The organism is Microbacterium sp. AC026, from assembly GCF_979258475.1.
This window is the reverse complement of the sequence record NZ_OZ409857.1, coordinates 1,220,846-1,239,610: the sequence shown is the minus strand read 5'-3', so window position 1 is coordinate 1,239,610 and position 18,765 is coordinate 1,220,846. Positions and strand designations below refer to the sequence as shown.

The 18,765-nt window shown below is 68.8% G+C and carries 16 protein-coding genes and 2 pseudogenes; 6 read left to right on the top strand and 12 right to left on the bottom strand.

Features of this window, described 5'->3' with window-relative positions; all coding sequences use genetic code 11:
• Positions 1–6 precede the first annotated feature (6 nt).
• Entirely contained in the window at positions 7–1,281 is a 1,275-nt protein-coding gene (gene glyA / locus ACZZ93_RS06265; protein ID WP_053095402.1) for a serine hydroxymethyltransferase, read from the top strand.
• Positions 1,278–2,156, top strand: coding sequence for a bifunctional methylenetetrahydrofolate dehydrogenase/methenyltetrahydrofolate cyclohydrolase (locus tag ACZZ93_RS06260; protein ID WP_285363161.1), 879 nt, complete (start codon positions 1,278–1,280; stop codon positions 2,154–2,156). The genes glyA and ACZZ93_RS06260 overlap by 4 nt, the downstream gene beginning before the upstream one ends.
• 101 nt (positions 2,157–2,257) lie before the next feature.
• Here the strand turns inward: ACZZ93_RS06260 and ACZZ93_RS06255 are convergent, their stop codons facing one another.
• Entirely contained in the window at positions 2,258–3,370 is a 1,113-nt protein-coding gene (locus ACZZ93_RS06255) for a TetR/AcrR family transcriptional regulator (RefSeq protein ID WP_463510681.1), read from the bottom strand.
• Positions 3,371–3,497: 127 nt separating this feature from the next.
• Here ACZZ93_RS06255 and ACZZ93_RS06250 point away from each other — a divergent pair, with 127 nt between their 5' ends.
• On the top strand, positions 3,498–3,974 hold the full coding sequence (locus ACZZ93_RS06250; protein WP_072590897.1) for a DUF4188 domain-containing protein: 477 nt from the start codon (positions 3,498–3,500) through the stop codon (positions 3,972–3,974).
• A gap of 20 nt (positions 3,975–3,994) precedes the next feature.
• Here ACZZ93_RS06250 and ACZZ93_RS06245 read toward each other — a convergent pair whose 3' ends face one another.
• The 8 genes and pseudogenes from ACZZ93_RS06245 to ACZZ93_RS06210 all read right to left on the bottom strand — a co-directional run bounded on the left by ACZZ93_RS06245 (position 3,995) and on the right by ACZZ93_RS06210 (position 12,475).
• The gene (locus ACZZ93_RS06245) at positions 3,995–4,717 is read right to left on the bottom strand and encodes a DUF6882 domain-containing protein (RefSeq protein ID WP_463506830.1); all 723 of its coding nucleotides are present in this window, start codon (positions 4,715–4,717) and stop codon (positions 3,995–3,997) included.
• Positions 4,718–4,739: 22 nt separating this feature from the next.
• Positions 4,740–5,987: an MFS transporter gene (locus ACZZ93_RS06240; protein ID WP_463510680.1), complete on the bottom strand. Its 1,248-nt coding sequence runs from the start codon at positions 5,985–5,987 to the stop codon at positions 4,740–4,742.
• Positions 5,988–6,045: 58 nt separating this feature from the next.
• A complete protein-coding gene (locus ACZZ93_RS06235; RefSeq protein WP_463510679.1) occupies positions 6,046–6,849 on the bottom strand; it encodes an HpcH/HpaI aldolase family protein in 804 nt (267 codons plus the stop codon).
• The gene (locus tag ACZZ93_RS06230; protein WP_295102880.1) at positions 6,834–7,619 is read right to left on the bottom strand and encodes a fumarylacetoacetate hydrolase family protein; all 786 of its coding nucleotides are present in this window, start codon (positions 7,617–7,619) and stop codon (positions 6,834–6,836) included. The genes ACZZ93_RS06235 and ACZZ93_RS06230 overlap by 16 nt, the downstream gene beginning before the upstream one ends.
• A 50-nt stretch (positions 7,620–7,669) precedes the next feature.
• A pseudogene (hpaD, locus tag ACZZ93_RS06225) lies at positions 7,670–8,832 on the bottom strand (3,4-dihydroxyphenylacetate 2,3-dioxygenase).
• A gap of 13 nt (positions 8,833–8,845) precedes the next feature.
• Positions 8,846–10,342: a 5-carboxymethyl-2-hydroxymuconate semialdehyde dehydrogenase gene (hpaE, locus tag ACZZ93_RS06220; protein WP_463510678.1), complete on the bottom strand. Its 1,497-nt coding sequence runs from the start codon at positions 10,340–10,342 to the stop codon at positions 8,846–8,848.
• Entirely contained in the window at positions 10,339–11,025 is a 687-nt protein-coding gene (locus ACZZ93_RS06215; protein ID WP_053095412.1) for a GntR family transcriptional regulator, read from the bottom strand. Before ACZZ93_RS06215 ends, hpaE begins: the two co-directional genes overlap by 4 nt.
• Positions 11,022–12,475: pseudogene (locus ACZZ93_RS06210) on the bottom strand (fumarylacetoacetate hydrolase family protein). Before ACZZ93_RS06210 ends, ACZZ93_RS06215 begins: the two are co-directional and overlap by 4 nt.
• A gap of 154 nt (positions 12,476–12,629) precedes the next feature.
• On the opposite strand from ACZZ93_RS06210, the gene ACZZ93_RS06205 reads away from it, so the two are divergent.
• A complete protein-coding gene (locus ACZZ93_RS06205) occupies positions 12,630–14,009 on the top strand; it encodes an MFS transporter (RefSeq protein WP_053095414.1) in 1,380 nt (459 codons plus the stop codon).
• 92 nt (positions 14,010–14,101) lie between these two features.
• Here the strand turns inward: ACZZ93_RS06205 and ACZZ93_RS06200 are convergent, their stop codons facing one another.
• Positions 14,102–14,803: an IclR family transcriptional regulator gene (locus ACZZ93_RS06200; protein ID WP_053095415.1), complete on the bottom strand. Its 702-nt coding sequence runs from the start codon at positions 14,801–14,803 to the stop codon at positions 14,102–14,104.
• Positions 14,804–14,935: 132 nt separating this feature from the next.
• On the opposite strand from ACZZ93_RS06200, the gene ACZZ93_RS06195 reads away from it, so the two are divergent.
• Both ACZZ93_RS06195 and ACZZ93_RS06190 read left to right on the top strand, forming a co-directional pair.
• Positions 14,936–16,807, top strand: coding sequence for an FAD-dependent monooxygenase (locus tag ACZZ93_RS06195; protein WP_463510677.1), 1,872 nt, complete (start codon positions 14,936–14,938; stop codon positions 16,805–16,807).
• Between the two features lie 211 nt (positions 16,808–17,018).
• The gene (locus ACZZ93_RS06190; protein ID WP_072590904.1) at positions 17,019–17,399 is read left to right on the top strand and encodes a VOC family protein; all 381 of its coding nucleotides are present in this window, start codon (positions 17,019–17,021) and stop codon (positions 17,397–17,399) included.
• A gap of 19 nt (positions 17,400–17,418) precedes the next feature.
• Here ACZZ93_RS06190 and ACZZ93_RS06185 read toward each other — a convergent pair whose 3' ends face one another.
• The gene (locus ACZZ93_RS06185; RefSeq protein WP_463510676.1) at positions 17,419–17,859 is read right to left on the bottom strand and encodes an NUDIX hydrolase; all 441 of its coding nucleotides are present in this window, start codon (positions 17,857–17,859) and stop codon (positions 17,419–17,421) included.
• A gap of 37 nt (positions 17,860–17,896) precedes the next feature.
• A complete protein-coding gene (locus tag ACZZ93_RS06180; RefSeq protein WP_463510675.1) occupies positions 17,897–18,751 on the bottom strand; it encodes a PhzF family phenazine biosynthesis protein in 855 nt (284 codons plus the stop codon).
• Between the last annotated feature and the right edge of the window lie 14 nt (positions 18,752–18,765).

Genomic DNA, 18,765 nt, shown 5'->3' with positions numbered 1-18,765 from the left:
CATGTCATGACCGACCGTTACTTCAACGCCCCACTCTCCGAGGTCGACCCCGAGATCGCACAGGTCCTCGACCGAGAGCTCGCACGGCAGCAGACGTTCCTCGAGATGATCGCATCCGAGAACTTCGTGCCCGTCTCCGTGCTCCAGTCCCAGGGCTCGGTGCTGACGAACAAGTACGCCGAGGGATACCCCGGCCGTCGTTACTACGGCGGCTGCGAAGAGGTCGACGTCGCGGAGGAGCTCGCGATCCAGCGCGCCAAGGACCTGTTCGGCGCGGAGTTCGCCAACGTCCAGCCGCACTCGGGAGCATCCGCGAACGCCGCCGTGCTGCACGCGATCGCTCGGCCCGGCGACACGCTGCTCGGCCTCGCCCTCGACCAGGGCGGTCACCTCACTCACGGCATGAAGATCAACTTCTCCGGCCGCCTGTACGACATCGTCGCCTACGGCGTCGACCCAGAGACCTCGACCATCGACATGGACGAGGTGCGTCGCCTCGCCCTCGAGCACAAGCCGAAGGTCATCATCGCCGGCTGGTCGGCATACCCGCGCACGCTCGACTTCGCCGCCTTCCGTGCGATCGCCGACGAGGTCGGCGCGCTGCTCTGGGTCGACATGGCGCACTTCGCCGGCCTCGTCGCCGCCGGCCTCCACCCGAACCCGGTGCCGCACGCCCACGTCGTCTCGTCGACCGTGCACAAGACGATCGGCGGCCCCCGTTCGGGCTTCATCCTGACGAACGACGCCGACCTCGCGAAGAAGCTCAACACGGCTGTGTTCCCGGGGCAGCAGGGCGGCCCCCTGATGCACGTGATCGCCGCGAAGGCGACGGCGTTCAAGCTCGCGGGCACCCCGGAGTTCAAGGAGCGCCAGGAGCGCACGCTGCGCGGAGCGTCAATCCTCGCCGAGCGTCTCTCGCAGCAGGATGTGAAGGATGCCGGCATCGGGGTGCGCTCCGGCGGCACCGACGTGCACCTGGTGCTCGTCGACCTGCGTGACGCCGCGATCGACGGCAAGCAGGCCGAGGACCTGCTGCACGACATCCACATCACCGTCAACCGCAATGCGGTGCCGAACGACCCGCGCCCGCCGATGGTCACCTCGGGTCTGCGCATCGGGACGCCGGCACTCGCCACCCGCGGCTTCGGCGACGCCGAGTTCACCGAGGTCGCCGACGTGATCGCACTCGCGCTGCTCCCCGGCGCCGACGTCGAGGCGCTCCGTGCGCGTGTCGATGCGCTCGCCGCAGGCTTCCCGCTCTACCCGGACCTGCAGCAGTGACCGCGAAGATCCTCGACGGCAAGGCGGCGTCGGCCGCGATCAAGGCCGAGCTCACCGAACGGGTCGCCGCGCTGAAGGCGAAGGGCGTGGTGCCCGGCATCGCGACCGTTCTCGTCGGAGCCGACCCGGCATCTCAGCTCTACGTCGGTATGAAGCACCGTCAGTCCGAGGCGATCGGGATGAACTCGATCCAACGCGAGCTGCCGGCCGATGCCACCCAGGCCGACGTCGAGGCGCTGATCGACGAGCTCAACGCCGATCCGGACTGCCACGGATACATCGTGCAGCTGCCGCTGCCGAAGCACATCGACACGGACGCGATCCTCGAGCGGATCGACCCGGCGAAGGATGCGGACGGACTGCACCCGACCAACCTCGGTCGACTCGTGCTCAACGTCAACAACCCGATCCACACCCCGCTGCCGTGCACGCCGCGCGGTGTCATCGAGCTGCTGCTGCGCAACGGCTACGACTTCGCCGGCAAGCACGTCGTGGTCGTCGGACGAGGCGTGACGATCGGTCGCTCGATCGGCCTGCTGCTGACGCGACGCGACCTGAACGCCACGGTCACGCTCACGCACACCGGCACGGTCGACATGCCGCGGTACCTGCAGGAGGCCGACGTCATCGTCGCCGCCGCGGGCGTCAAGCACCTCATCCGCGCCGAGGACGTCAAGCCGGGGGCCGCCGTGCTCGACGTCGGCGTGACCCGCGAGACCGACCCCGAGACGGGCAAGAACCTCGTCTTCGGAGACGTACACCCGGATGTCGCCGAGGTCGCGGGCTGGGTGTCGCCGAACCCGGGCGGAGTCGGTCCGATGACCGTCGCCCTGCTCATGACCAACGTCGTCGAGGCGGCGGAACGCCTGGTCTGACCGTCGCCGGTCTCGATCTGCATCGTCGGTCCCGATCCGTGGACCTCCCTTCCGATCCGCCTGCGGATCGGGGTGAGGCCCGGGATCGGGACCGTCTGCGTTCAGCCCAGCTCGTCGAGCATCCGCCGCTGCTCCGGGGTCAGACCGTCGTGGAGCTCCTCCCGCGCCTCCGCGGCGGCGGTCGTCTCCGGGGCGGGCGTGGAGGCTGCGGGCGCCGGCTTGCGGCGCGACACCTTGCCCTGCACGGCGTCGTACAGCTCGCCGGCCTTCGCCCGCAGCCTGTCGTCGACCTGGTCGTAGATCATCCAGCCGAACAGCAGGAAGAGCGGCGGGAGCGCGTAGCTCCAGAAGCCCGAGGCGCGGACGCCGCTCAGCCAGACGACGGCCACCCAGATGAGCAGCTCGACGAGATAGACGAGGACGTACTGGACGACCTTCTCGCCGGTCCTCGTGCGATCGGCCGCGGACTTCGCCGCCGCGTTGCGGAACGCCGTGGTGAGCAGCGGCTTCACGAAGAGCGCCGCGAGCGTCAGGATGACGGCCGCCCACAGCGCGGTGAACCCGACAGAGACACCCGACGACAGCAGGCCGATGAGCAGCAGCACCGCGACGTTGAACACGTAGAGTGCGGCGAACCGGACGATTCCGTTCTTCATCTGATCAGAATTCCACACACTCTCGGATGCCGCGGCATCTCCGTGCGGAGCCTGGTGGGGATCAGCGTGCGGGAAACGCGCGTTCGACCGCATCGACCACGGTGCCGTAGACGGAGTCCCACGGGACGAGCGGGGAGTGACCCCGGCGAGTTCGAGGCTCACGGCTCCATGCACCTGCGCCCAGACGGTGAGAGCGGCGGCCATGACCTGCGGTTCGTCGACGCGGGCCGCGAGCGCGCGCACGAGCGGCGCCATCGCCGTGCTCATGGTCGCGTCAGCGGGGCGGCAGTCCTCGGTCGCCACTCCGCCGCCGAACATGAGGCGGTAGAGCGCGGGATTCTCCATCGCCCACGTCCGATACGCGAATCCGAGTGCGCGGAGCCCTTCCGGTTCGGCCGTGGCCTGCGCCTCGCCGAACGACGCGAAGCCGTGCTCGATGACCGCGACGAGCAGTTCGGTCTTCCCGCCGAACAGCGCGTAGACCGCTGAGGTCGAGGTGCCCGCGGTCTGTGCGATGTCGCGGAGACTGATCCGCTCGGGGCCCTTGTCGTCGACCATCTCGGCCGTCGCGTCGAGCAGGCGGTCGCGCAGGGCGTCGTCGTACAGGGAGGTCTTGCCATGGGATCGATCTTATCGTAACGTTGTTGCATAACGCAGTTACGTAACGATGTTCCAAGGAGAGCGCATGACTCAGCACGTCTTCCCCGGCAGGTTCACCGCCGCTCCGGAACGATCGGATGTGACGGTCTTCCTGATCGGGATGCGAGCCAATCGGTGGTGGCAGCTCGGCAGGGTGTGGCGGACGGCCAGCAAGATGCCCCCGATGCTGCAGCATCTCGTGACGCACCCGGAGGCGGGGATGCTCGGAGTGCACAGCTGGTTCGGTCGCACGACGATCCTGCTGTCGTACTGGGAGAGTCCGGAGCATCTGCAGCGGTTCGCCGCCGACCGCGACGCACCCCATCTGCAGCCCTGGCGCGACTTCATGCGCACGCTGCAAGGAACGGGGAGCGTCGGCGTGTGGCATGAGACCTATCAGGTGCCGACAGCGGATCTGGAGGCCGTCTACGTCGACATGCCGGCATTCGGACTCGCGGCGGCGACCGCGCACGTCCCCGTGGGGCCGGGCATGAAGACGGCGCGCCAGCGGATGGGTCGCTGACGCGCCGGCATCATCAGAGCTCAGCCCTGGGGGTGCAGGCTGCTCTCGATGTTCGTGATGCGAGCCTGCTCGTCGAAGCGGAAGGTCGCAGTGCCCGTGCCGTCGGCGACCGTGGCCCCCGAGAACGCCTCGTCGGTCCACGTGAGGTTCCACCCGGCGAGACGGGCGGCGTCCCAGACCGCCGTCCGGGCATCAGGCAGAGCCAGGCCCGAGAGGATCCGCGGAAGGGCGATGGAGGCTGCGGCGACGGTCAGGGCGGGGAGCGGCGCATCGAGCAGGAAGACGGCGTACGTGCCGCCGCCGACCGGCGCGAGGTAGTAGGGCGCTCGACCGGTGAGCTCGACCGCGACCGCGCCGACCGTGTGGGCGGCTGCGGTGATCCAGTCGGCGTCGCCGGCGGCGTCCGCGGGGAAGGGGAGCTCCTGCTCGCTCAGCTCCGGGATGCCGTGCTCCCTGCCGTAATCGCGCAGCTGGCCGGCGATGCCGGCAGGGTCGCCCTGCGGGTGCGCCCACGCCCAGAGCAGCGAGCGGGGACCGGGGGCGATCGTCGCGACGAGGTGGGCGCGGGCCACGAGTCGGCGCGCGGCATCGGCGTTCGAGGTGAAGGTGAGGGTGCCCGCCGCCATGTCGGCATCCCATCGATTGTCACCGAGGTCCTCGAGGGCGGTGGCCAGGGAGTCCTGACGGAGGGCGGAGAACAGTGCGGCACGGTCTGCGAGCGGCTGGAGCGCGGCGAAGGTCATGCCCACAGTCTCGCCCGGATTGCTATGAATCCGCCAACTCCGAGCGCGGGGACACTGCATCGGAGGGGCGGCCCATCCGCCAGACACTCGGTACCACCAGTGTCACGGCGGCGAGCACGGCATAGAGGATCCCCGAGGTGACCAGCACCGTCTCGACATCGCTGCGGGTGATCAGCCAGCCGTAGACGAGGGTGCCGATCGGCATCACGACGAAGCTGCCGAGCATGTCGTAGCTCGAGACGCGGGACAGCTTGTCGCCCGGGATGTTCTCCATCATCGCGAGGTTCCACCCGGTGCTGAACACCTCGGCCCCGGCGCCGGCGAGGAAGGCGGCGATGGCGAGCAGCACCACCGCGGGGTGCACGCCGAGGACGGTGAGCGGGATCGCGAACGCGGCCATGCCGATCATGCCGTAGCGCAGGGGGCGTTTCAGCGGGAACCACATCAGGACGAGGGTCATGAGCAGGATGCCGACGCCTTCGGCGCTGACGACCCACCCCCAGCCGGCGATGCCGAGCCGTTCGTCGTTCTTGGCGATGTACGGACCGACGACGCCCCACGCGCCGATGTGGATGGCGTTCATCACCATGAAGGCGAGAACGATGACCCACAGCCACGTGCGACTCCAGAACTCCTGCCACCCGATCCTGAGGTCGTGGAACATCGTGGTTCCGCCCGCATGATCAGGCGGAGGCAGTCGGACCATCGCCAGGACGGGGATCGCGATGACCCAGCCGATCGCCTGCACGACCATGGCCCAGGCGGGGCCGGCCGCGGCCACGACGATGCCCGCGATGATCGGGCCGCCGATCGTGGTCGCCGAGCGCACGAACGACAGCATCGCGTTGGCCTGCTGCAGGTGCTCGGGGGAGGTCAGCTGCGGGATGATCCCCTGCATGGCGGGGAGGACGAACGCGGTGGACGCACCGTTCACGACCGACAGCAGAGCGAGCAGGGGAACCGTGGCTGTGCCGCTGAACAGGAGGGCGGCCATCGCGCCGACCGTCACGATGTCGATGACGTAGCAGGACTGGATGATCAGCGCGCGAGGCAGCCGGTCGGCGATCACGCCGCCGAAGAGCAGGAAGACGATGTTGCTGACGGTGAAGGCGGCCAGGACCAGGGAGAGCGAGCGTGCGTCGTTGTCGATCTCGAGCACGGCGAAGGCCAGCGCGATCGACGACATCGACCCTGCGATCAGAGTGATGGCGCGGGCGAGGAAGAACCAGCGGAATCCTCGGTCCTGCATCGCTGCGAGGGCGCGGATCATGACGGCTCGTCGCTGCTCTGCATCCGTCAATCCTGCCACTCGAGGGCAGCGGCAGGCGTCAGTAGCTGGCGCGGGTCGTGTCGTCGGATGCCGGGATGAAGCGGGCGGCCAGAGCCTCGGATGCGCGTGCCAGCATCGCCACGTCGGCACCGACCGCCACGAAGTCCGCGCCGGCGGCGGTGTACGCATCGGCGGCGGAGGGATCGAAGGCGTTCACACCGACGGGCGTGCCTGCGGCCGCGACCGCGGCGAACACCTGCTCGACGGCGGCGACGACATCCGGATGCGTCTGCTGGCCGAGCAGTCCCATCGACGCGGAGAGATCGGACGGGCCCACGAACACGGCGTCCACGCCCTCGACCGCCGCGATCTCGGAGGCGGCCTCCACCCCGGCGACCGTCTCGATCTGCACGGTGAGGGAGGTGTGCCGCGCCGAGTCGCGCAGGTAGCCGTCGACCCGGTTCCAGCGCGCGCTGCGGGCGAGCGCGCTCCCGACTCCTCGGACGCCTTCTGGCGGATAGCGGGTCGCCGAGACGGCCGCGCGTGCCTCCTCGGCCGACGAGACCATCGGGACGATGAGGTTCTGTGCTCCGAGGTCGAGGACCTGCTTGATCGCCACGATGTCGTTGGACGGCACGCGCACCACCGGGGTGATCGGATAGGCGGCGACGACCTGCAGCTGCAGCAGCGTGGACTCGAGCGTGTTGGCCGAATGCTCCATGTCGATCAGCAGCCAGTCGAGGCCCGAGCCCGCAGCCACCTCGGTGACGAGGGCACTGCCTGAGCACGCCCACATCCCGATGAGCGGGCGATCGGAGACGGCGAGATGCTCGCGGAAGGAGGGGCTCAGATGAAGCGGCATTCGATCGTTCCCATCGGTCCGTAGTCGCACAGCACCTGATCGCCGCGAGACACCCACATCGGGCGTGTGAACGATCCTGCCAGGATGACCTCGCCGGCCTCGAGACGCGCGCCGTGCTGGTGGAACTTGTTCGCGAGCCAGGCGACGCCGGTGGCGGGGTGGCCCAGCACGCCGGCGGCGACTCCGGTCTCCTCGATCTCGCCGTTGCGCGAGAGCACGCCGGGCACCCATCGCAGGTCGATCTCGTCCGGGCGCCTGTGCACATCGCCGAGGACCATGGCCCCGTAGGCGGCGTTGTCGCTGATCGTGTCGACGATCGTCCTGCCCTCGAGCTCGATGTGCGAGTTCAGCACCTCGAGCGCCGGCACGGCGTAGTCGATCGCGGCGAGGGCGTCGTCGAGCGTGCAGTCGGGTCCCTCGAGCGGATGCTTGAGCACGAACGCGAGCTCGACCTCGATGCGCACGTTCGAGAAGTGGTCGACCGGGATCTCGGCACCCGACTCGTAGACGGTGTCGTCGAACATCACCCCGTAGTCGGGCTCGGTGATGCCGGTGGCCTGCTGCATCGCCTTCGACGTCAATCCGATCTTGCGTCCGACGAGACGGCGTCCCGCGGCGATCTGCGAGTCGCGCCAGACCCCCTGGATCGCGTATGAATCCTCGACCGTCGCGTCCGGGTACCGGGCGGTGATCCGGGGGATCACGGAGTGGGTCCGGTCGGCCTCGGCGAGCTCTCCGGCGATCTGCGCGACGATGTCAGGTGACAGCATCCGTCTCTCCTCTGTGTGCGAACCTGCGTGCGAACCTGCGGATGAATCGATCAGAGCTGGTGGCCGAGCTTGTACTCGCCCTGCTTGTACTCCGGCATGGCCTCGTCGTCGCCGGGTCGCGTGTACGAGAAGCCGTCGGCGCCGATCGTGACGGCCATCTCGGAGTCGTCGGTGCGGGCGACGACGGGCTGGGGGTTGCCGTCGAGGTCGAGAACGAGCGAGGCCTCGGTGTACCAGGACGGGACGACCGGGTTGCCCCACCAGTCCCGACGCTGGTTGTCGTGCACATCCCAGGTGATGACGGGGTTGTCGGGGTCGCCGGTGTAGTAGTCCTGCGTGTAGACCTCGACGCGGTGACCGTCGGGGTCGCGGAGGTAGAGGTAGAACGCGTTCGAGACGCCGTGACGGCCGGGCCCGCGCTCGATGGCGTCGGAGCGGCGGAGGGCTCCGAGCTTGTCGCAGATCGCGAGGATGTTGTGCTTCTCGTGGGTCGCGAAGCACACATGGTGCATGCGCGGCCCGTCGCCGCCGGTCATCGCCGTGTCGTGCACGGTGGGCTTGCGGCGCATCCAGGCCGCGTAGACGGTGCCCTCGTCGTCCTGGATGTCCTCCGTGACGCGGAACCCCAGATCCTGCATGAACTTCACGGCGCGGGGCACGTCGGGGGTGACCTGGTTGAAGTGGTCGAGTCGAACGAGCTCGCCCGGGATGTGCAGGTCGTAGCGCCACGACATGCGCTCGACGTGGTCGGACTGGTGGAAGAACTCGATGGGGAAGCCCAGCGGGTCGACCACGCGCACCGAGTCGCCGACGCCCTTGACGAAGCCCTCCGGGTTGCGGCGCACGTCGCAGCCGAGCTCGGTGTAGAACGCCACGGCGAGGTCGAGATCCTCAGCCGAGCGCACGCGGTAGGAGAACGCGGCGACAGCGGCGATCGGCCCCTTGCGCAGCACGAGGTTGTGGTGGATGAACTCCTCGGTCGAGCGGAGGTAGATCGCCTTGTCGTCCTCTTCGGTGACATACAGCCCCAGGACGTCGACGTAGAACACCCGCGAGGCCGCGAGGTCGGTGACGACCAGCTCCATGTAGGCGCAGCGCAGCACGTCCGGGGAGTGCTCTCGGGCGTCGCGATCGGGTTGGCGGTCTCGATCGGAGCCTCCTGGCTCACGTAGTAGCCCGAGGAGGTCAGCGTCTTCGCAGTCTTGTCGGTCATGTCGGGTCCTTGCTCAGTTCTTGCCGAAGGTCGGGTTGTGCGCGCCGCCGAGCGTGATGTGCACGCTCTGCTGGTCGGTGTAGAAGTCGATCGAGCGGTAGCCGCCCTCGTGGCCCAGGCCCGAAGCCTTGACGCCGCCGAAGGGGGTGCGCAGGTCGCGCACGTTGTTGCTGTTCAGCCACACCATGCCCGCCTCCACGGACTGCGCGAAGTTGTGGGCGCGCTTCAGGTCGTTCGTCCAGATGTAGGCGGCCAGGCCGTACTTCGTGTTGTTCGCGAGCGAGAGCGCCTCGTCGTCGGAGTCGAACGGGGTGATGGCGACGACGGGGCCGAAGATCTCCTCCTGGAAGATGCGGGCATCGGGGGAGACGTCGGCGAACACCGTCGGCGCGACGAAGTTGCCCTCGTCGAAGCCCTCGGGGCGGCCGCCGCCGGCGACGAGGCGGCCCTCGGTCTTGCCGATCTCGACGTAGCTCATCACCTTGTCGTAGTGCTCGGGGTGCACGAGCGCGCCGACCTCGGTGGCCGGGTCGTGCGGGTAGCCGACCTTCACGCGCTTCGCCTGGGCGGCGTAGCGCTCGACGAACTCCTCGTAGATGGAGCGCTCGACGAGGATGCGGGAGCCGGCGGTGCAGCGCTCGCCGTTGAGGGAGAACACGCCGAAGATCGTCGCGTCGACCGCGGCCTCGATATCGGCATCGGCGAAGACGACGGCGGGGGACTTGCCGCCGAGCTCCATCGACAGGCCCTTGAGGAACGGTGCGGCGTTGCCGAAGATCAGCTGTCCGGTCGAGCTCTCGCCCGTGAACGAGATGAGCGGCACGTCGGGGTGCTTCACGAGGGCGTCTCCGGCGTCTTCGCCGAGGCCGTTCACGAGATTGAACACGCCCTGCGGCAGCCCGGCCTCCTCGAAGATGCCCGCCCAGAGCGAGGCGGAGAGCGGCGTGAACTCGGCGGGCTTGAGCACCACGGTGTTGCCGGTCGCGAGTGCGGGGCCGAGCTTCCACGACTCGAGCATGAACGGCGTGTTCCACGGCGTGATGAGGCCGGCGACGCCGATCGGCTTGCGGTTGACGTAGTTCATCTGCTTGCCGGGAACCTTGAAGGCGTCATCGGACTGGGCGACGATCAGGTCGGCGAAGAAGCGGAAGTTCTCGGCCGCGCGGCGGGCCTGGCCGAGCGCCTGGGTGATCGGCAGGCCAGAGTCGTACGACTCGAGCTCGGCGAGGCGGGCATCCCGCGACTCGACGATGTCGGCGATCCTGTGCAGCACCCGCGAGCGCTCCCGCGGCAGCATCCGAGGCCAGGGGCCCTCGTTGAATGCGCGCGTGGCAGCGGCGACGGCGAGCTCGATGTCGGCCTTCTTGCCGGCGGCTGCGGTCGTGTAGGTCTTGTTCGTCACCGGATCGAGCACATCGAACGTGTCACCGTCGACGGAGTCGACGAACGCTCCGTCGATGTAGTGCTGGATGTGGTCGGGCAGGTCTGCGGGGATGCGGGAATCGGTCATGACTCGTCTCCTGAGTTGTGGTGAGAACGGGTGTGCAGCGCGTCGAGGAAGGCGTCCCTCGTGCGCAGGCGGTGGTTGCGGGCGGCGAGCTCGATCTCGAGCGGGTCGGCGCCCGTTCGGATCAGCTCGAGGATCTGCGCGTGCTCCTCGACCGAGTGCTGAGCCCGGCCGGGCACGTAGGCGAAGGTCGAATCCCGGATGCCGGACAGCCGCGCCCAGCCACGGTGCACGAGGTCGAGCAGGTGCGGATTCGGGCAGGGTTCGAAGAGCAGCGAATGGAACTGCCTGTTGAGCTCGGTGAACGCATGGGCGTCGAGATGACCGAGCATCTGGATCATCCGCTCGTTCACCGCCTCCGCGGCGTCGAGCGCCTCGGCGTCGAGGAAGGGAGCGGAGAGGGCGGTGGCCGAGCCTTCGACCAGCCCGAGCGTCTGCATCGTGTGCGCGTATTCGCTCTCGTCGACGAGGGTCACCCGCGCGCCCACGTTGCGCTCGAACGTCACGAGGCCCTCGGCTTCGAGCCGGCGGATCGCTTCACGCACCGGCACGACGCTCATCCCGAGCTCTTCCGCCAACGATCCCAGCACCAGACGGTAACCGGGGCCGAAGACGTGTCCCGAGATCCGTGAGCGGATCCAGGCGTACGCCTGCTCCGACTTGCTGGAGTTCGCCACCGTCGTCATGAGCCGGCACCGGTGCCGGTGGCGGCTTCGTACTTCTCCCGCCACGCGGCGTTGAGCGGGAAGAGGCCGTCGACCGGATGTCCGGCGGCGACCTGCTCGGCGATCCACGCGTCCTCGATCTCCTGCGCGAGAGCATCGTCTGCGACCTGCTCGGCGAGCGAGGGAGGGATCACGATGACGCCGTCGCCGTCGCCCACGATGATGTCGCCCGGCTGGACCGTGGCGCCTCCGCACGAGATGGTGACGTCGGAGTCCCACGGCACGTGCCTGCGTCCGAGGACGGAGGGATGAGCGCCCTGCGAGAAGACCGGGAGGCCGATCTCGGCGACCGCGTCGAAGTCGCGCACACCGCCGTCGGTCACGACTCCGGCGGCGCCGCGGGCGCGGGCGCGGAGCGCGAGGATGTCGCCCAGTGTTCCGGTGGTCGCGTCGCCGCGCGCTTCGATCACGATGATCTCGCCCTCGCCGACGGCATCGAACGCCCGCTTCTGGGCGTTGTATCCGCCGCCATGGCTCGCGAACAGGTCTTCTCTGAACGGCACGAAGCGCAGCGTCTTGGCTGTGCCGACGATCTTGCTGCCGGGGAGGTTCGCAGAGACGCCATCGATGAAGCACGAGTGGTGTCCGCGCTTGCGCAGCTGCGACGAGAGGCCGGCTGTCGGAGCTTCCCACAGCTTGGCGCGGAGCTCGGGGGACAGCGCGGATGTGGCCTCAGGCGGCAGGCCCGCGTCTTCGCGGGAGCCCCATGCCTCGGTGCGCTGCAGGTCGTCGACGGCGGGAAGCGAGCCGACCTCGGCGTCGAAGGGCACATCGCCCTGCGTGACGGTGGTCACCAGGCGTCCCGAGGAGGGGAGCCCTCGGCATCCGGAGCATCCACCTCGATCTCGACCACATCGCCGGGGACGATCACGGAGGAACCCGCGGGCGTGCCGGTGAGGATGACGTCGCCGGGTTCGAGCGTGAAGTGCTGAGAGAGGTCGGCGACCAGCTGGGCGAGGGGGAAGATGAGGCCGGCGGTGGTGTCGTCCTGGCGCAGGTCTCCGTTGACCCAGGCCCGGACACGCAGGGCCGCGGGGTCGACCGCGCGGGCGTCGATCAGCTCTGGGCCGAGAGGCGTGTAGCCGTCGCCGCCCTTGGATCGCACGTTGGATCCCTTGTCGTTGGCGCGCAGGTCGTAGAGGCCGAGGTCGTTCGAGGCGGTGACCCAGCCGACATGGCTCCACGCGTCATCGAGCGAGACGCGGCGGGCAGGGGTGCCGATGACGAGCGCGATCTCGCCCTCGAAGGCGAGCAGCTCGGTGCCGGCCGGGCGCTCGACCGTGCCCCCGGAGACACCGACGGAACTCGCCGGCTTGAAGAAGTAGGAGGGAGCTGCGGGGCGCCGGCCGCGCTGGTCGGCACGGGAGGCGTAGCTCAGATGGATCGCGATGATCTTGCCGGGGCGGGTCATGGATGCCGTCACGGGGCGCCTCCTCGCGCTTCACGTCGACGCCTTGTGCGTCGTATTCGAAATCATATATCATCGTGTCACCCCTCGGCAAGCAACTCGACACACCTCGGACGCGAGCCGTGACAATGCGGTCACAATCAAAGGAGACACCCCTATGAGCGGGCAGTCACAGGCTGGGTTCACACCCACCGGAACCATCGCGACACCGGCCGATCGGCGCCGGGTCGTGTTCGCCACCGTCGTCGGCACCACGGTCGAGTGGTACGACTTCTTCATCTACGCCACGGCGGTCGGGCTGGTCTTCGGGCAGCTCTTCTTCGAGCCGCTCGGCGCGAACAGCGCGTTGATCGCCTTCGCCACCGTGGGCGTCAGCTTCCTCTTCCGCCCGCTCGGAGCGTTCCTCGCGGGACACTACGGCGACAAGCTCGGGCGCAAGACCGTTCTCATGTGGACGCTGATCCTGATGGGAGCGGCGACCGCGCTCATCGGAGTCCTGCCGACCTACGACGCGATCGGGATCGCCGCACCCATCCTGCTGGTGCTGCTGCGCATCCTGCAGGGCATCTCGGCCGGAGGCGAGTGGGGCGGTGCGGTGCTGATGGCCGTCGAGCACGCCCCGAAGAAGAAGCGCGGGATCTTCGGCGCATCGCCCCAGATCGGTGTGCCGCTCGGTCTGCTGCTCGCGTCGGGAGTGATGGCGCTGATGACGGCGATCGCCCCCGGAGACCAGTTCATCCAGTGGGGCTGGCGCATCCCGTTCCTGCTCAGCGTCGTCCTGATCCTGGTCGGCTACTACGTGCGCCGCAAGGTCGAGGAGAGCCCGGTGTTCATCGAGCTCGCCGAGCGCAAGGAGAAGGCGAGCATGCCGATCGTGCAGCTGTTCCGCAAGCACCTCCTGCTCGTCATCGTCGCCGCCCTCGTCTTCGCCGGCAACAACGCGGTCGGGTACATGACGACCGGCGGATACATCCAGGGCTACGCCACCAACCCCGAGGGCCCGATCGGTCTCGAGCGCGGACCGGTGCTGTGGGCGGTCACCGGCTCGGCCGTCACCTGGCTCATCACGACGCTCATCGCCGGGTGGCTGTCGGACCGCATCGGTCGGCGCACCACCTACATCATCGGCTGGGTGATGCAGCTCGTCGGTGTGTTCACGCTCTTCCCGCTCGTGAACACCGGCCAGGTCGGACTGCTGTTCGCCGGCCTCGCGATCCTCACGATCGGTCTTGGCTTCACCTACGGGCCGCAGGCGGCGCTCTACACCGAGCTCTTCCCCGCCAGCATCCGCTTCTCGGGCGTCTCGATCTCGTATGCGATCGGCGCCATCGCCGGCGGTGCGTTCGCGCCGACCATCGCGACCGCCATCGTGCAGGCGACCGGCTCGACGCAGGCCGTCACGTGGTATCTCGCCGGCATGACGCTGCTCGGCCTCGTGGCGACGCTGCTGCTGCGTGATCGCTCGGGCATCCCGCTGGGGCCGGATCACGAGGAGGAGCAGTCCGTGAGCCCGATCCGCGGGCTCGCCAGGGCCTGACCCGCATCCACGCACGAGCGCACGTCCGCCTGGCGGGCGTGCGTTCGTGCGTGTGCAGGAGAGCGTCGGTCCGGTTCTCCGCCGCCGAGCGCTCAGCCGTCGAGCGCGTCGCGGATCGCGGATGCCGAGCGCCTCAGGCGGTCCGCGATCTCGGCGTCGTCGAGGGCGGTCGCGACGTGGACGACCGCGATCGCCGCGGGCCGCTGGCCGCGCAGCACGAGGGGCACGGCGACGGACTGCACGGTGGGGATGACCTCGTCATGGCTCGTCGCATATCCGCGGGCGCGAGCTCGGTCGACCTCTGCGCGCAGTGTCGCCCCCGGTTCTCCGGGCCACTGGGACACCGGGAGCTGCGTGAGGATCGCCTTGCCGGGCGCTCCGACCGTGACGGAGTGCCTGGCGCCCGGTCGCTGGGCGACGCTCGCGATCGCGTGGCGGGGTTCGATGCTCGCGAGTGTGATGCAGTCATCGCCGTCGAGCACGCCGAGGAAGCAGGTCATGCCGAGCTCGTTGGCGATCGCGGTCAGCTCGGGGATGGCCTCGGCCTGCAGATCGTGAGCCACGCCCGCTGCCAGCGCGGCCATGCGCGGTCCCAGGGTCACGGCGCCTGAGGCGTCCCTTCCGATGAGTCGGTGGTCTTCCAGGGTGCGCAGCAGGCGATACGCCACCGAGCGATGTACGTCGAGTCGCGCGGCGATCTCGTCGATCGTGAGGGGGATCCGCGCATCGGCGAGAACCTCCAGGATGCGGATGCCGCGGCTCAGGGTCTGCGAGGCCGGAGTGCCTTCGGGCATGCGTGCGCTCCCTTGCGTTTCGAGACGACCGTCCCTAAGCTGTGTTCAATAGTAGAACGTCGTGTTCGAATATAGAACACGTGCCGTTCGAAGGCAATACCTGACAGAGAAGTCCGGAAGGAATCGACGACGATGCAGTTCCACCACCACGGCTATGTCTCCGGAGACCCCCGCGTGAAGGACGCCGCGGGGCTCGGCGCGGACCGGCCCGCCGACCTCCCCGACGAGATCGATGTGCTGATCGTCGGCTCGGGCCCCGCCGGCATGCTGCTCGCGGCGCAGATGTCGCAGTATCCCGACATCTCCACGCGCATCATCGAGAAGCGCGAGGGCCGTCTGGTGCTCGGGCAGGCCGACGGCATCCAGCCGCGCAGCGTCGAGACGTTCCAGGCGTTCGGATTCGCCGAGCGCATCATCGCCGAGGCCTACAACATCGGCTGGATGAACTTCTGGGGTCCGAATCCCGAGAAGTCCGACGAGATCGTCCGCACGTCGCGGACGGCGGACTACGCCTACGACATCTGCGAGTTCCCGCACCTCATCGTCAACCAGGCACGCGTGCTCGACTACTTCGCCGAGGCGGCGTCGAACGGTCCCGGCCGCATCGCGCCCGACTACGGCATCGAATTCGCCGGACTCACCGTGCACGACGAGGGCGAGCACCCGGTCGAGGTCTCTCTGCGCTACGTCGCAGGGGAGCGGACCGGCGAAGAGCGCACGATCCGCGCGAAGTACGTCGTCGGCTGCGACGGCGCACGCAGCGGCGTGCGCCAGGCGATCGGCCGCACGCACGTCGGCGGCAGCGCTGCGCATGCCTGGGGTGTCATGGACGTCCTCGTGAACACCGACTTCCCCGACTGGCGCACCAAGTGCGCGATCAACTCGGAGGCGGGCAACATCCTGCACATCCCGCGGGAGGGCGGGTACCTCAGCCGGATGTACATCGACCTCGGCGAGGTCGCCGAGGACGACGACCACCGCGTGCGGCAGACGCCCATCGAGGACATCATCGCCAAGGCGAACGCGATCCTCAGCCCCTACACGCTGGACGTGAAGGAGGTCGCGTGGCACAGCGTCTACGAGGTCGGCCACCGGGTCACCGACGGGTTCGACGACGTGATCGACGGGTCGGGTCGCACGCCGCACGTGTTCCTCACGGGCGATGCCTGCCACACCCACAGCGCGAAGGCCGGCCAGGGCATGAACGTGTCGATGCAGGACGGGTTCAACCTCGGCTGGAAACTCGGATCGGTGCTGACCGGTCGGGCGCCCGAGGCGCTGCTCGCGACCTACGGTGCTGAGCGTCGGCCGGTCGCGCAGCAGCTCATCGACTTCGATCGGGAGTGGTCGACCCTGATGGCGCGCAAGCCGTCGGAGATCACCGACCCCACGGACCTCGCGACGTACTACCTGGCGACGGCGGAGTTCCCCTCCGGCTTCATGACGCAGTACACCTCGTCGATGATCACCGGCTCGGACGCACATCAGGCACTTGCGGGCGGATTCCCCCTCGGCAAGCGCTTCAAGTCGGCCGAGGTCGTGCGGGTGGGCGACGGCAACGCGATCCATCTCGGGCACCACGCCAAGGCGGACGGGCGCTGGCGCGTCTACGCGTTCGCGGGTCGCGATGCGGCGACGCTCGACGCGTGGGCCGAGTCGGCGGCTCCGGTGCTCTCCCGGTTCACGCCTGCGGATGCCGACACCGATGCCGTCTTCGACGTCAAGGCGATCTACCAGCAGCCGCACGAGGAGGTCGAGGTCACCTCGGCGCCTGCGCTGTTCCAGCCGAAGACCGGTCCGCTCGGGCTCACCGACTGGGAGAAGGTCTACGCGGCCGGCCCGTCGAAGTGGACCGAGACCGACATCTTCGAGGCGCGGGAGCTGTCGCGCGACGGCGTCATCGTCGTAGTGCGGCCCGATCAGTACGTCGCCGCGATCCTGCCCCTCGACGCGACGGACGAGCTGGCGTCGTTCTTCGAGGGGGCGCTGCTGCCGGCATCCTGAGCCTGCGATCCGGAGGGGATCTGCGATCCGGAGGGGATCTGCGATCGGGAGGTGCTTCCTGCGCAGGGCGCCCTCCCGGTCGCAGATCTCCTCCCATCGGGCGTCAGTGACGAGCGCAGACTGCTTCGGGTGAGAGCCTCTGGCGGGTGTCGGAGGCCCCGCGTACTCTGAGGGCCGATGGGCGAAGGCGCCCCGACAGGAGGAGTGCGCGATGGAGTGGAAGATCGAATTGATCTTCGTCCCGGTCTCGGATGTCGACCGGTCGAAGGAGTTCTACGAGAGGATCGGCTTCCACGCCGATCATGATCAGGTGCCCTACGAGGGCCTGAGGTTCGTGCAGATGACACCGCCGGGGTCGGCCTGCTCGATCGCCTTCGGCACCAACCTGGGCGAGGGACTGCTGCCGGGGCAGCAGAACACGATCCAGGTGGTCGTTCCGGATGCCGATGAGGCGCTGGCGCATCTGAAGGGCCTCGGCGTTGAGGCGCAGGGGGTGGATGAGCAGGCGTGGGGCCGTTTCGTCACCTTCGACGACCCCGACGGCAACACCTGGACACTGCAGGAGCTTCCCGACTACGGCGCGCAGTCCTGACGTGCCGTGATCCGGACGCTCACCGGACGCGCTCGACGAGGGTGAGCAGCGCTTCCGGTGCGCCCTCGGGGAACAGGACGCGGGTGCCGGCACGGATGTCGTCGATCGGCACCCAGCGCACCGGGCTGCCCTCGTCGAGGATGTGAAGCTCGGCGTCGAGGGGCACCGCATCCAGCTCGGCGGATGTCACCGCGAACACATGGGCGATCTCGTGACCGGGCGCGCCTTCGTACGTGAAGATGTTCTCGAAGACGCCGAGTGGCTCGGCGCCCTCGAGAGTGACGCCGAGCTCCTCCCTGAACTCGCGACCGAGAGCTTCTGCGGCGGTCTCACCGAATTCGATCCCGCCGCCGATCGCCCGGAGGAAGTCCAGGCCGCGCGAGGCGTCGTGCCCTTCGAGCGCGAGCAGGTGTCCGTCCTTGACGGGCAGGCCGACGGCGATGTTGCGGATGGCAGGCATCTCGGAAGGCTAACGCAGCGGGTGTGTGACGACGGGCTCAGGTCAGGAGGGACGCCCCGCCGGAGACCTCGATTCCGCCGGTCGGCGGGATCGTCACGGTCAAGAGGCTCGGACGACGCACGTGAGCGCCCTGATGGATGCGGACGGTCGTCGCCGGGTGTCCGAGGTCGCGCAGATACGCCCCGACCGATGCAGCCGCCGAGCCCGTCGCCGGGTCCTCGGTGATCCGTCCCACCGGGAAGAGGTTGCGGGCATCGAAGTCGGCGGTGCTCGCCGCGTGCAGCACTGTCGAGGTGCCGAACCACCCCTGCTCGCGCATGAGTGCGGCGACCTCGGCGGGCGAGAAGCGGAACTGATCGAACAGGTCCCGATCACGGAGCACGACGATCGGATGCCAGTTGCCGGCGAACGATTCCTTGGCGGGGAAGCGCTCATCGAGATCCGCCGGGGTGAGTCCGAGCAGCGCGAGGAACCGGTCGAGCACGTCGGAGTCGAGATCGCGCACCTGCGGCTCGACGCTCGTGAACGACACGGTCACCGCGCCATCCCGATCCACCGTCGAGCGCAGCGTCACAGCGCCCGCGTTCGTGTCGAACACGACATCGCCCGGCCCGTCGCGCTCGGCGAGGGCGACCGCCGTCGCGACGGTCGCGTGTCCGCAGAACGGCACCTCAGCCGCCGGCGACCAGTAACGCGCCCGGTAGCGCGGCACACCGTCGCCATCGGTGCGTGCGACGAGGAAGGCGGTCTCGGAGAATCCGACATCCACGGCGATCCGCTGCATCTGCGCGTCGCTCAGATCTGAGCCATCGAGTACGACTCCCGCGGGGTTGCCGCCGTCGGGCGTCGCGGCGAATGCGCTGTATCGCAGGACTCCGGAATTCTCGGTCATGACGAGGAGCCTAG

Bases quoted from the DNA above. Each gene is read 5' to 3' on its own strand.
- glyA (WP_053095402.1), top strand. From the start codon at position 7: ATGACCGACCGTTACTTCAACGCCCCACTCTCCGAGGTCGACCCCGAG.
- ACZZ93_RS06255 (WP_463510681.1), bottom strand. From the start codon at position 3,370: ATGGTCGACGACAAGGGCCCCGAGCGGATCAGTCTCCGCGACATCGCA.
- ACZZ93_RS06250 (WP_072590897.1), top strand. From the start codon at position 3,498: ATGACTCAGCACGTCTTCCCCGGCAGGTTCACCGCCGCTCCGGAACGA.
- ACZZ93_RS06245 (WP_463506830.1), bottom strand. From the start codon at position 4,717: ATGACCTTCGCCGCGCTCCAGCCGCTCGCAGACCGTGCCGCACTGTTC.
- ACZZ93_RS06240 (WP_463510680.1), bottom strand. From the start codon at position 5,987: ATGATCCGCGCCCTCGCAGCGATGCAGGACCGAGGATTCCGCTGGTTC.
- ACZZ93_RS06235 (WP_463510679.1), bottom strand. From the start codon at position 6,849: ATGCCGCTTCATCTGAGCCCCTCCTTCCGCGAGCATCTCGCCGTCTCC.
- ACZZ93_RS06230 (WP_295102880.1), bottom strand. From the start codon at position 7,619: ATGCTGTCACCTGACATCGTCGCGCAGATCGCCGGAGAGCTCGCCGAG.
- hpaE (WP_463510678.1), bottom strand. From the start codon at position 10,342: ATGACCGATTCCCGCATCCCCGCAGACCTGCCCGACCACATCCAGCAC.
- ACZZ93_RS06215 (WP_053095412.1), bottom strand. From the start codon at position 11,025: ATGACGACGGTGGCGAACTCCAGCAAGTCGGAGCAGGCGTACGCCTGG.
- ACZZ93_RS06205 (WP_053095414.1), top strand. From the start codon at position 12,630: ATGAGCGGGCAGTCACAGGCTGGGTTCACACCCACCGGAACCATCGCG.
- ACZZ93_RS06200 (WP_053095415.1), bottom strand. From the start codon at position 14,803: ATGCCCGAAGGCACTCCGGCCTCGCAGACCCTGAGCCGCGGCATCCGC.
- ACZZ93_RS06195 (WP_463510677.1), top strand. From the start codon at position 14,936: ATGCAGTTCCACCACCACGGCTATGTCTCCGGAGACCCCCGCGTGAAG.
- ACZZ93_RS06190 (WP_072590904.1), top strand. From the start codon at position 17,019: ATGGAGTGGAAGATCGAATTGATCTTCGTCCCGGTCTCGGATGTCGAC.
- ACZZ93_RS06185 (WP_463510676.1), bottom strand. From the start codon at position 17,859: ATGCCTGCCATCCGCAACATCGCCGTCGGCCTGCCCGTCAAGGACGGA.
- ACZZ93_RS06180 (WP_463510675.1), bottom strand. From the start codon at position 18,751: ATGACCGAGAATTCCGGAGTCCTGCGATACAGCGCATTCGCCGCGACG.